This window comes from Halomonas sp. H5 (assembly GCF_050613175.1).
Classification (GTDB): Bacteria; Pseudomonadota; Gammaproteobacteria; order Pseudomonadales; family Halomonadaceae; genus Bisbaumannia; species Bisbaumannia salifodinae.
Window position 1 is genome coordinate 933,020 of record NZ_CP192510.1, and the last position, 11,078, is coordinate 944,097.

Annotated in this window: 10 protein-coding genes; 9 read left to right on the forward strand and 1 reads right to left on the reverse strand. The window is 68.8% G+C overall.

From position 1 onward, the window contains the following. Nucleotides 1-54: 54 nt before the first annotated feature. Nucleotides 55-990: a TraX family protein gene (locus ACQ1W9_RS04305; RefSeq protein ID WP_431025489.1), complete on the reverse strand. Its 936-nt coding sequence runs from the start codon at nt 988-990 to the stop codon at nt 55-57. A 144-nt stretch (nt 991-1,134) separates the two neighbouring features. Here ACQ1W9_RS04305 and ACQ1W9_RS04310 point away from each other — a divergent pair, with 144 nt between their 5' ends. The 9 genes from ACQ1W9_RS04310 to ACQ1W9_RS04350 all read left to right on the forward strand — a co-directional run bounded on the left by ACQ1W9_RS04310 (nt 1,135) and on the right by ACQ1W9_RS04350 (nt 10,960). Next, nucleotides 1,135-2,088, forward strand: coding sequence for a LysR family transcriptional regulator (locus ACQ1W9_RS04310; protein ID WP_431025490.1), 954 nt, complete (start codon nt 1,135-1,137; stop codon nt 2,086-2,088). Nucleotides 2,089-2,237: 149 nt separating this feature from the next. After that, nucleotides 2,238-2,765: a TRAP transporter small permease subunit gene (locus ACQ1W9_RS04315; RefSeq protein WP_431025491.1), complete on the forward strand. Its 528-nt coding sequence runs from the start codon at nt 2,238-2,240 to the stop codon at nt 2,763-2,765. Then, complete coding sequence (locus ACQ1W9_RS04320; protein WP_431025492.1) at nt 2,762-4,081, forward strand: TRAP transporter large permease; 1,320 nt, start codon at nt 2,762-2,764, stop codon at nt 4,079-4,081. Before ACQ1W9_RS04315 ends, ACQ1W9_RS04320 begins: the two co-directional genes overlap by 4 nt. 80 nt (nt 4,082-4,161) lie before the next feature. Then, nucleotides 4,162-5,220: a TRAP transporter substrate-binding protein gene (locus ACQ1W9_RS04325; RefSeq protein ID WP_431025493.1), complete on the forward strand. Its 1,059-nt coding sequence runs from the start codon at nt 4,162-4,164 to the stop codon at nt 5,218-5,220. Nucleotides 5,221-5,280: 60 nt separating this feature from the next. Further along, nucleotides 5,281-6,660, forward strand: a complete 1,380-nt coding sequence (locus ACQ1W9_RS04330; protein WP_431025494.1) for a glutamine synthetase family protein — start codon at nt 5,281-5,283, stop codon at nt 6,658-6,660. Nucleotides 6,661-6,817: 157 nt separating this feature from the next. Then, nucleotides 6,818-8,203: an aldehyde dehydrogenase family protein gene (locus ACQ1W9_RS04335; RefSeq protein WP_431025495.1), complete on the forward strand. Its 1,386-nt coding sequence runs from the start codon at nt 6,818-6,820 to the stop codon at nt 8,201-8,203. 42 nt (nt 8,204-8,245) lie between these two features. Continuing rightward, a complete protein-coding gene (locus tag ACQ1W9_RS04340; RefSeq protein WP_431025496.1) occupies nt 8,246-9,430 on the forward strand; it encodes an iron-containing alcohol dehydrogenase in 1,185 nt (394 codons plus the stop codon). A 42-nt stretch (nt 9,431-9,472) separates the two neighbouring features. Then, a complete protein-coding gene (locus ACQ1W9_RS04345) occupies nt 9,473-10,213 on the forward strand; it encodes a glutamine amidotransferase-related protein (protein ID WP_431025497.1) in 741 nt (246 codons plus the stop codon). 228 nt (nt 10,214-10,441) lie between these two features. Beyond that, nucleotides 10,442-10,960, forward strand: coding sequence for an Hcp family type VI secretion system effector (locus tag ACQ1W9_RS04350; RefSeq protein ID WP_346061654.1), 519 nt, complete (start codon nt 10,442-10,444; stop codon nt 10,958-10,960). Nucleotides 10,961-11,078: the final 118 nt, after the last annotated feature.

An 11,078-nucleotide genomic window follows, 5' to 3' on the forward strand; every position in this document is an offset into this window, starting at 1 on the left:
CGACTGGGTAGTCCCGTATCCTCGCCATCCCGCGTTGCAATCCGATGAAAGCGCTTAGTCCCAGAGCAGCAGCGCCAGCAGGGCGAAGTGGCCCGGATACCAGGCCCGCCATAGCCAGCGGGGTAGGGGCCAGGGCAGGCGGGGCAGGCCGCCAGCGGCCATCGCCAAAGCCAGCGCCACGCCGGCCAGGGCGAAGGCGCTGGCCTGAAGTCCCGGGTTAAGCAGGGCGACCACCACCAGCGCCGGCAGGCTTGCCATCCACCGCCGTGCCGCAGAGGCCGCTTGCCGAGACAGCGCCAGCATCAGCGCCAGCATCAGCGCCGGCACCAGCGCCAGGCCGGCATGGCCGAATTCCACCCAGAAGCCCAGTGCCCACCAGAGAACCAGGGAGAGCGCCAGCCCCGCCCAAGGCGGGGCGCCCCTTACCACCCGGTGGGTCCAAGGCGGAGTGTTCCGGGCCAGAGCGCCTCTCTCCCCGTGGGCCCAGGATGGGGTGTACCGGGCCAGAGCGCCTCTCTCCCCGTGGGCCCAGGATGGGGTGTACCGGGCCAGAGCGCCTCTCTCCCCGTGGGCCCAGGGTGGGGTGTTCCGGGTCAGAGCGCCTCTTTTTCCGTGGGTCCAGGGTGGCGTCTCCCGCTCGGTCAGGGCGCCCCTGGCCCAGTGGGCCCAGGCCAGGCCCGCCGCCAGGGTGAAGCAGACATTGAGCAGGTAGGGGGCCTCGGGGCGCGGCATCAGCGCATAGGGCCACTGGGCCAGGATGCCGATCAGCAGGATGCGCCGGGCATAGCGCAGCGGATCGCGGCTGGTGAAGCCCCCATGCCAGGCCACCATGGCGGCGAACAGCGGAAAGGCCAGGCGCCCCAGGCTCTCCGGCCACCAGGCCAGGGCGCTCCCGGGTCCGAGCAGATGGCGCACCAGATGATCGAGGGTCATGGTCAGCAGGGCCAGCCACTGGGCCCAGGCGACCCAGCGGGAATCGACGTTTGTCATGGGGGCTCCCGAATCCAGGGCCCCGACCATAGCGACTCGCGGCCGGCGCCGCCACCTTCGTTGGCGCGAGGGTTGAGCGCGAGGCGTGCCGGTGGGCGCCCCGCCGGCCTAGGCTGAAGAGTCGCGAACCGCGGGAGAACCACCATGCGAAGCGGCTTCGGCTTCGACCTGCGCAGCCTGGAGATCTTCGTCGCCACCCTGGAGCGGGGCAGCCAGAGCGCCGCCGCCGAGAGCCTGGGACTCAAGCAGTCCTCGGTCTCCCAGAGCCTGGCCAACCTGGAGGAGGCCCTGGGGGTCTGCCTGCTGGATCGCCGCTCCCGGCCCCTGGAGCCCACCGCCGCCGGGCGTTTCCTCTACGACCGGGCCCGGCGCCTGCTGGAGGAGGCCCGCGGCACCCGCGGCGAGTTGATCTCCGGCAGCTTCGGCAAGCTGCATCAGGTGCGCCTGGCCCTGGTGGATTCCCTGGCCACCGCCGTGGGCCAGCCGCTGATCGCGGTGATCAAGCGTCATACCCGGGACTACACCCTGACCACCGGCCTCTCCCATATGCATGGCCATGCGCTGATGACCCGCCACGTGGATATCATCATCTCCGACGATCGCCTGGAGGACTATGACGGCCTGGAGCGCCATCCCATCCTCGCCGAGCCCTTCGTGCTGGTGCTGCCGGCGAGCTGGGACGGACCGGTGGACAACCTGCGCTGGCTGGCCCGGCGCCTGGATTTCGTGCGCTATGCCCCCCAGTCGCTGATCGGCCAGGCCATCGAGCGCCACCTGCGGCTCAACCGCCTGGAGCTGCCGGCGCGGCTGCACCTGGACAATACCTTCGCGGTGCTGCGCCTGGTGGATGCCGGGGTGGGCTGGACCCTCGCCACTCCCCTGTGCCTCCACCAGGCGGGCCTCTCCCGGTTGCGGCTGGCGCCGCTGCCGATTCCGGCGCTGCGCCGCCAACTGACCCTGGTGAGCCGGCGCGACGAGCTGGGCGGCCTGCCCAGCCAGCTGGCCCGGGACGCCCGCCGCCTGCTGGAGGGGGACTTCCTGGCCGAGCTGCGGCGGCGGCATGCCTGGGTGGCCGAGGCGATCACTATCCCCCGCTAGCTCCACCTCGGTGCCCGAGCCCCGCGGCGGGGCAGTATTGATTTTTTCGATAGTCGCCGCGTCGATAAAGCCGATGCTCTTTGCGGTCCGCGGATTTCCCGACCAAGACTGAGTCTCGATACGCTCGACGCCCGGGGAGCCCCGCGACCATGCCCACAACGATCATCCGCTTCGTGCGCCTGGTGGACCGACTCAATCATGGCGTCGGCCGGGTCACCATGTACCTGATCTTCGCCATGATGGGGCTGCTGCTCTACGCCTCCTTCTCCCGCTCGGTGCTCAACAGCCCGCTGCTGTGGGGCGTGGAGATGTCCCAGTTCATGCTCACCGCCTACTACCTGCTGGGCGGCGCCTACGCCATGCAGGTGGGGTCCCATGTGCGCATGGACCTCTTCTACAGCCAGTGGTCGCCGCGTACCCAGGCCCTGGTGGACGCCCTGACCATCCTCTTCCTGATCGTCTTCCTGGTGACCCTGCTGCTGGGCGGCATCTCCAGCACCCACTACTCCCTGCAGTACGGCCAGCGCAACTACTCCGCCTGGGCGCCGCCCCTGGCGCCGATCAAGCTGATCATGTGCCTGGGCATCGTGCTGATGCTGCTGCAGGCCGTCGCCACCTTCCTCAAGGACCTGGCCCGCGCCCTGGGCCGGGCCATCGACGAGGAGGACGCGGCATGAGCTACGAGATGATCGCCCTGACCATGTTCTCGGCGATGATGCTGTTGCTGCTGACCGGCCAGCGGGTGTTCGGGGTGATCGGCTTCGTGGGGGCCGCGGCGGCCTTGCTGCTGTGGGGTGACGGCGGGGTGGAGATGCCCTTCAACGCCAGCTTCGTGCTGATGAACTGGTACCCGCTGCTGACCCTGCCGCTGTTCGTCTTCATGGGTTACATGCTCTCCGAGTCGGGCATCGCCGGCGACCTCTACGAGATGTTCCATGTCTGGATGGGCTCGCTGCGGGGCGGCCTGGCCATCGGCACCATCGGCCTGATGGTGGTGGTCTCGGCGATGAACGGCCTGAGCGTGGCGGGCATGGCCATCGGCGCCAGCATCGCCCTGCCGGAGCTGCTGCGCCGCGGCTACGACAAGATCATGGTCACCGGGGTGATCCAGGCCGGCAGCTCGCTGGGCATCCTGGTGCCGCCCAGCGTGGTGCTGGTGCTCTACGGCATGATCGCCCGCCAGCCGGTGGGCAAGCTGTGGCTGGCCGGGGCCATTCCCGGGCTGATCCTGGCCGCCCTCTTCGTGCTCTATATCGCCATCCGCTGCCGCCTCCAGCCTGGCCTGGGGCCGGCGCTGCCCGCCGAGGAGCGCGACCTGGGGCTGACCAAGAAGCTCAAGCTGCTGCGCGCCGGCATCCTGCCGCTGCTGATCTTCTTCTCCATGACCGGGCTCTTCCTGATGGGGATCACCAGCCTGGTGGAGAGCGCCGCCTATGGCGCCTTCGCCGCCACCCTGGCGGCGCTGGTCAAGGGGCGCCTGACCCGCCAGGTGATCGACGTCACGGTGCGCCGCACCCTGGCCATCAGCTGCATGTTCATGTGGATCATCCTCGCCGCGCTGTGCTTCGGGGCGGTGTTCGACGGCCTGGGCGCGGTGCGCGCCATCGAGAACGTCTTCCTCGACCGCCTGGGGCTGGGCCCCTGGGAGATCCTGCTGATGATGCAGCTCTCCTACCTCCTGATGGGCATGTTCCTCGACGACACCGCCATGCTGGTGATCGTGGCGCCCCTCTATGTGCCCCTGGTGATCAGCCTGGGCTTCGACCCGGTGTGGTACGGGGTGCTCTACACCATCACCGTGCAGATCGCCTACATGACCCCGCCGTTCGGCTACAACCTCTTCCTGATGCGCGCCATGGCCCCGCCGGAGGTCAGCCTCTCGGACATCTACCGCAGCGTCTGGCCCTTCGTGGCGATCATGCTGCTGGGCCTGGCGCTGATCACCGCCTTCCCACAGTTGGCGCTCTGGCTGCCGGAACACTACTACGGCTAGTTCAGCCACTCACGACAAGGAGGATCCGCCCCCAGCAGCAGACGTCGCGGCACAACAACAACCCATGTCAGGAGAGACCCATGACCAATCGACGCGATTTCCTCAAGCAGGCCGGCCTGGCCTCCGCCGCCACCCTGGGGGCGGCCGCGGTCGGCGCCCCCTATGTGCATGCCCAGTCGCGCAGCCCGATTCGCTGGCGCATGCAGACCTATGCCGGCCCGGCCCTGGCCGAGCATGTCATCAAGCCCTCCATCGATGCCTTCAATCGCGCCGCCAACGGCGAGATGGAGATCGAGCTCTACTATGCCGACCAGCTGGTGCCCACCGGCGAGCTGTTCCGGGCCATGCAGCGCGGCACCATCGATGCGGTGCAGAGCGACGACGACTCCATCGCCGCCCCGGTGGACGTCTCGGTATTCGGCGGCTACTTCCCCTTCGCCTCCCGCTACAGCCTCGACGTGCCGGTGCTCTTCGAGCACTACGGGCTGCGCGAGATCTGGGAGGAGGCCTACGGCGAGGTGGAGGGAGTGACCTGGCTGGGGGCCGGGGCCTGGGACCCCTGCAACTTCGTCACCCGGGAGCCGATCCGCAGCCTCGAGGACCTGCGCGGCAAGCGGGTCTTCACCTTCCCCACCGCTGGGCGCTTCCTGAGCCGTTTCGGGGTGGTGCCGGTGACCCTGCCCTGGGAGGACATCGAGGTGGCCATGCAGACCCGGGAGCTGGACGGCATCGCCTGGGCCGGGATCACCGAGGCCTACACCGTGGGCTGGGCGGACGTCAGCAGCTACTATCTGACCAACAACATCTCCGGGGCCTGGTCCGGCTCCTACTTCGCCAACAGCGAACGCTGGAACGAGGTGCCTGAGCACCTCAAGACGCTGTTCAAGCTGTGCATGGACAGCTCCCACTACTACCGCCAGCACTGGTACTGGTGGGGCGAGGCCCACTACCGCACCACCGGCGGCAAGCTGGAGCTGACCTCGATTCCCGAGTCGGAGTGGCAGACCCTGGAGGACGAGGCCCTGGCCTTCTGGGACGAGATCGCCGCCCAGGGCGAGCGCAACGCCCGCCTGGTGGAGATCCTCAAGGCCTATCGGGAGACCATGCAGCAGGCGGGCCCTCCCTATCGCTATGCCTGAGTCCGGGCGTCGCGGCCAGGCCGCGACGCCGATCGATCACCATCATCGGGAAGAGGCGCCATGAGTCGACTGGAACCGAGAGCGGTCAAGACGCCGGCGGATGCCCGGCGCATCGTCGAGGCGCGTGGCCTGAGCCACGTCAAGGTCGGGATGTTCGATATCGACGGGGTGATGCTCGGCAAGTACATGCACAAGGAGAAGTTCTTCCACGCCCTGGAGGCGGGCTTCGCCTTCTGCGACGTGGTGCTGGGCTGGGACAGCAAGGACGAACTCTACGACAACGTGAGCTTCACCGGCTGGCACACGGGCTACCCGGATGCGCCGCTGCGGATCGTCCCGGAGAGCTGCCGGGGCGTGCCGGCGGAGGGCGAGATGCTGCTGTTCCTGGCCGAGTTCGCGGGGCCCGCCGCCGAACTCTGCCCCCGGGGGCTGCTGCGCCGGGTGCTGGAGCGGGCCCGGGGCCTGGGCTTCGAGGCCTTCGGCTCCCTGGAGTACGAGTTCTTCCTCTTCCAGGAGACTCCGGAGTCGGTGCGCGAGAAGGGCTTTCGCCACCTCAGGCCCTTCACCCCGGACATGATGGGCTACTCCATGCTGCGCAGCTCGGTGCACAGCGAGCTCTACCACGAGCTGCTGGGGCTCGCCGAGGCCATGGACTTCCCCATCGAGGGACTGCATACCGAGACCGGCCCCGGGGTGCTGGAGGCGGCGATCGCCGTGGATGGCGCCCTGGCCGCCGCCGACAAGGGCGCCCTGTTCAAGACCTTCACCAAGGTGTGGGCCCAGCGCCGTGGCCTGATGGCCACCTTTATGGCCAAGTGGTCGCCGGACTATCCGGGCCAGAGCGGGCATATCCACCTGTCGCTGCGCCACGCCGACGGCGGCGCCTCGGCCTTCTTCGATGCCGACGCCCCCCACGGGATGAGCGCCATCCAGCGCCATTTCGTGGCCGGCCAGCAGGCGCTGATGCCGGAATTTCTGGCCATGTTCGCGCCCACCATCAACAGCTATACCCGGCTGATTCCCGGCTTCTGGGCCCCCACCGACGCCACCTGGGGGGTGGAGAACCGCACCACGGCGCTGCGGGTGATTCCCGGCGGCGACAAGTCCCAGCGGGTGGAGTACCGGCTGGGCAGCGCCGATGCCAACCCCTACCTGGCGCTCGCCGCGGCCATCGGCGCCGGCCTCTACGGCATCGAGCAGGGCCTGGAGCCGGACGAGGCGGTGCGCGGCAATGCCTACGAGCTCGAGCATCCCGAGCATCAGGCCCTGCCGCGCACCCTGTGGGAGGCGGCCCAGCGCCTCAAGGCCTCGGCGCCGGCCCGGGCGCTGTTCGGCGATGCCTTCGTCGAGCACTTCGCGGCGACCCGGGAGTGGGAGGAGCGGCAGTTTCGCCGCCATATCACCGATTGGGAATTGGACCGCTACTTCGAAATTATTTAAGCGCCAAGCGCCAAGCGCCAAGCGCCAAGCGCCAAGCGCCAAGCGGCAAGCGTCGCCGTAGGAGCGCACTTCAGTGCGCGATGATCCATGCACCAGGTGTCGCCGTAGGAGCGCCCTTTAGTGCGCGATGATCCATCGAAACGGACGAGGACAAGCGATGACCCTGCAGACAACGATTTCCCCGGTGGATGGCTCGATCTATGTGCGGCGCGAGCTGGCCGAGGGGGCCCGGGTCGAGGCGGCCCTCGACCGGGCGGTGGCCTCCCAGCGCGACTGGCGGGCCCTGAGCCTCGCCGAGCGCGGTCGCTACTGCGCCGCCATGGTGGATGCCATGGTGGCGCGCCGCGATGTCCTGGCCGAGGAGCTGACCTGGCAGATGGGCCGCCCCATCGCCGTGGCTGGCGGCGAGATCGGCGGCTTCGAGGAGCGCGCCCGGACCATGATCGCCCTGGCCGAGTCGGCCCTGGCGCCCATCCGCCTGCCCGACAAGCCCGGCTTCACCCGCTATATCAGCCGCGAGCCCCTGGGGGTGTCGCTGATCATCGCGCCCTGGAACTTCCCCTTCATGACCGCGGTGAACGCCCTGGTGCCGGCGCTGATGGCGGGCAATGCGGTGATCCTCAAGCACTCCGCCCAGACGCCGCTGTGCGCCGAGCGCCTGCAGCAGGCCTTCGACGAGGCCGGCCTGCCCGAAGGGGTCTTCCAGCACCTGCACCTGGCCCATGCCACCACCGAGGCGCTGATCCGCGATGCGCGCATCGCCCAGGTGGCCTTTACCGGCTCGGTGGCCGGCGGCGCCATGGTCGAGCGCACTGCCGCCGGGCGCTTTATCGCCACTGGCCTGGAGCTGGGCGGCAAGGATCCCGCCTACCTGCGCGGCGACGTGGACCTGGACAGCGCCGTGCCCCGGGTGATGGACGGCGCCTTCTTCAACTCGGGGCAGAGCTGCTGCGGCATCGAGCGCATCTATGTGCAGCGCCAGCGCCTCGATGACTTCCTGGAGCGGGCCCTGGCCTGGCTCGGCCAGCTGCGGCTCGGCAACCCCACCGACCCCGCCACCACCCTGGGGCCCCTGGTGCGGCCGGCGGCGGCGGACTTCGTGCGCAGCCAGGTGGAGGAGGCGGTGGCCGCCGGGGCGCGGGCCTGGATCGATCCCGGCGACTACCCGCTGTCGCGGCCGGGCAGTGCCTACCTGGCGCCCCAGTTGCTCACCGGGGTCGATCACGCGATGCGGGTGATGCGCGAGGAGAGCTTCGGCCCGGTGGTGGGGGTGATGGCGGTGGAGGACGACGAGGAGGCGATCCGGCTGATGAACGACAGCGACTTCGGCCTCACCGCGGCGCTCTTCACCCGCGACCTGGAGGCCGCCGCGGCCCTGGGGGCGCGGCTGGAGGCGGGCACGGTGTTCGCCAACCGCTGCGACTACCTGGATCCCGAGCTGGCCTGGACCGGGGTCAAGCGCTCGGGACGCGGCTGCAGCCTCTCCCGGGTCGGCTACGAGACCCTGACCCGGCCCAAGTCTTTCCATCTGAAACATGCCTGACGCCCTAAGCTTGAAGGGGACAGCGGGAGAAGCGAGGTCGCTATGAGCCAAGACGAGATGAGTCGCTTTACCACCAGCTGGAACTATCCGGCGCGGATCCTCACCGGCGCCGGGCGCATCCGCGAGCTGCCCCAGGCCTGTCGGGCCCTGGGCATGGCGGCGCCGCTGCTTATCACCGACCCGGGCCTGGAGCAACTGCCCATGGTCCACGATGCCCTGGCCGCCTGCCGTGGCGCCGGGCTGGGCGTCGCCCTCTTCAGCGTCATCAAGGGCAACCCCACCGGCAAGAATGTGCTGGACGGGGTGGCCGCCTTCCGCGACGGGGGCCACGACGGGGTGATCGCCTTCGGCGGCGGCTCGGCCCTGGACGCCGCCAAGGCGGTGGCGCTGATGGCGGGGCAGCGGGAGGGGCTGTCGCTATGGTCCCTGGAGGACGTGGGCGACAACTGGCGGCAGGCGGACGCCGCGGCCATCGCCCCGGTGGTGGCGATTCCCACTACCGCGGGCACCGGCTCCGAGGTGGGCCGCGCCTCGGTGATCACCGACGAGCAGGCCCATGTGAAGCGCATTATCTTCCACCCCGGCATGGTGCCGGCCACGGTGATCCTCGATCCCGAACTCACCACCGGCCTGCCGCCGTCGATCACCGCCGCCACCGGCATGGACGCCCTGTCCCACTGCCTGGAGGCCTGGTGTTCCCCCAACTACCACCCCATGGCGGAGGGCATCGCCGTGGAGGGCATGCGCCGCATCCGCGACCACCTGCTCCATGCCTATGCCGATGGCGGCGACCTGGAGGCGCGTATGAACATGCTGGTGGCCTCGATGATGGGGGCCACCGCCTTCCAGCGCGGCCTGGGGGCCATGCATGCCCTGGCCCACCCGCTGGGGGCCCTCTACGATGCCCACCATGGCACCCTCAATGCGGTGCTGATGCCCTATGTGCTGCGCGCCAACGAGCGGGCCATCGGCGAGCCCATGGTGCGCCTGGGGCGCTACCTGGACCTGCGCCAGCCGGGCACGGCGGCGGTGATCGACTGGGTGCTGGAGCTGCGCGAGCGGCTGAAGATTCCGCCGACCCTGGCGGCCCTGGGCATCGATGCCCGCCAGGCCGACAAGGTGGCCCAGATGGCGGTGGTGGACCCCTCCGCGGCCAGCAACCCCATCGCCCACGACGCCGAGGCCTATCGGGCCGTCTTCGTGGCGGCGGTGGAGGGCAGTCTCTAGAAGGATCCGATGGCCTCGCTCCGGAACGAGAAGGAGGGCAGGATGGCGTTACATATTGGACTGCTGCAATGCGATGACGTGGCGCCGGAGCTGCGTGCCACCCATGGCAACTACCCGGCGATGTTCGAGGCGCTCCTTACGGGCGTCGAGCCCGACCTGGAGTTCTGCGTCTGGCGCTGCCTGGACGGCGAGATTCCCGAGGAGGTTGAGGCGGTGGACGCCTGGCTGACCACCGGCTCCAAGTTCGGCGTCAACGACGGCCTGGCCTGGGTCGACGACCTGGCGGCCTTCGTGCGCGAGCTATGGCGTGCCGGCAAGCCCCTGGTGGGCATCTGTTTCGGCCACCAGCTGATCGCCAAGGCCCTGGGCGGCGAGGTGGAGAAGAGCGCCAAGGGCTGGGGCGTCGGCGTCTCCTTCAACCACCTGGACGAACGGGCCGAGTGGATGACGCCCTGGCAGCCGGAGCTGAACCTGGTGGTCAGCCACCAGGACCAGGTAGTGCGCCTGCCCCCCGAGACCCGGGTACTGGGGGGCAGCGACTTCTGCCCCTGCTACCTGATGCAGGTCGGCGAGCACTTCCTCGGCGTGCAGGGCCACCCGGAGTTCGCCAAGCCCTACTCCCGGGACCTGATGGCCCTGCGTGGCGACCTGGTGGGCGAGGCCCGGGTCCGCGAGGGCCAGGCCTCCCTCAATGCCCCGGTGCACGACGCCCTGATGGCCCGCTGGATCCTCAACTTTATGCGCCGGGGCGTCGAGCGCCGGGAGGGTGGGGCTTCTTTGTAACTCCCGTCACCCTCGATCACTCCCCGGAAACATCAATCGGGCCATTTCTTGCTCGCGAGGCAAGAAATGGCCCGATTTTTGGCAATCCATTGCCCGGATGGGGCGTTATCGATAAGTTAAAAAGATATAGTTTATTGATTAATAATGACTTTATCGTCATTGGCATGACTTCTGCCCTATAACTGGCGTCCCCAGGACATTTTTCTTATACCGTCAAGGAGCAGACTCATGCCGACACCTTGCTATATCAGCATCCACGGTCAGACCCAGGGCCATATCACCGCCGGCGCCTTCACCCCGGATTCCGTGGGCAACATCTACGTGGAAGGCCACGAAGACGAGATGCTGGTGCAGGAGTTCAAGCACATCGTCACCGTGCCCACCGACCCGCAGTCCGGCCAGCCCGCCGGCCAGCGTGCCCACAAGCCGTTTATCTTCACTGTGGCCCTCAACAAGGCCGTGCCGCTGATGTACAACGCCCTGGCCTCCGGCGAGATGCTGCCGACCGTCGAGCTGAAGTGGTACCGCACCTCCGTGGAGGGCCGTCAGGAGCACTTCTTCACCACCTCCCTGACCGACGCCACCATCGTCGATATCAACCTGCGCATGCCGCATGCCCAGGACGCCACCCAGTCCGAGTTCACCCAGCTGATGGACGTCTCCCTGGCCTATCGCAAGATCGATTGGGAGCACACCGTGGCCGGCACCTCCGGCTCCGACGACTGGCGCGCGCCGCTGGAGTCGTAAGCTCCAGGATGGCCGCCCGCGGGCGGCCATCGTCGCGGTGTGCCGGCTGACGCCAGGGCGGGGAGACGCGCCCTGGCGTCAGCCTGTCGTCGCCCTTGCCTCAGCGATCAGAGACGTT

Bases quoted from the DNA above. Each gene is read 5' to 3' on its own strand.
- ACQ1W9_RS04305 (WP_431025489.1), bottom strand. From the start codon at position 990: ATGACAAACGTCGATTCCCGCTGGGTCGCCTGGGCCCAGTGGCTGGCC.
- ACQ1W9_RS04310 (WP_431025490.1), top strand. From the start codon at position 1,135: ATGCGAAGCGGCTTCGGCTTCGACCTGCGCAGCCTGGAGATCTTCGTC.
- ACQ1W9_RS04315 (WP_431025491.1), top strand. From the start codon at position 2,238: ATGCCCACAACGATCATCCGCTTCGTGCGCCTGGTGGACCGACTCAAT.
- ACQ1W9_RS04320 (WP_431025492.1), top strand. From the start codon at position 2,762: ATGAGCTACGAGATGATCGCCCTGACCATGTTCTCGGCGATGATGCTG.
- ACQ1W9_RS04325 (WP_431025493.1), top strand. From the start codon at position 4,162: ATGACCAATCGACGCGATTTCCTCAAGCAGGCCGGCCTGGCCTCCGCC.
- ACQ1W9_RS04330 (WP_431025494.1), top strand. From the start codon at position 5,281: ATGAGTCGACTGGAACCGAGAGCGGTCAAGACGCCGGCGGATGCCCGG.
- ACQ1W9_RS04335 (WP_431025495.1), top strand. From the start codon at position 6,818: ATGACCCTGCAGACAACGATTTCCCCGGTGGATGGCTCGATCTATGTG.
- ACQ1W9_RS04340 (WP_431025496.1), top strand. From the start codon at position 8,246: ATGAGCCAAGACGAGATGAGTCGCTTTACCACCAGCTGGAACTATCCG.
- ACQ1W9_RS04345 (WP_431025497.1), top strand. From the start codon at position 9,473: ATGGCGTTACATATTGGACTGCTGCAATGCGATGACGTGGCGCCGGAG.
- ACQ1W9_RS04350 (WP_346061654.1), top strand. From the start codon at position 10,442: ATGCCGACACCTTGCTATATCAGCATCCACGGTCAGACCCAGGGCCAT.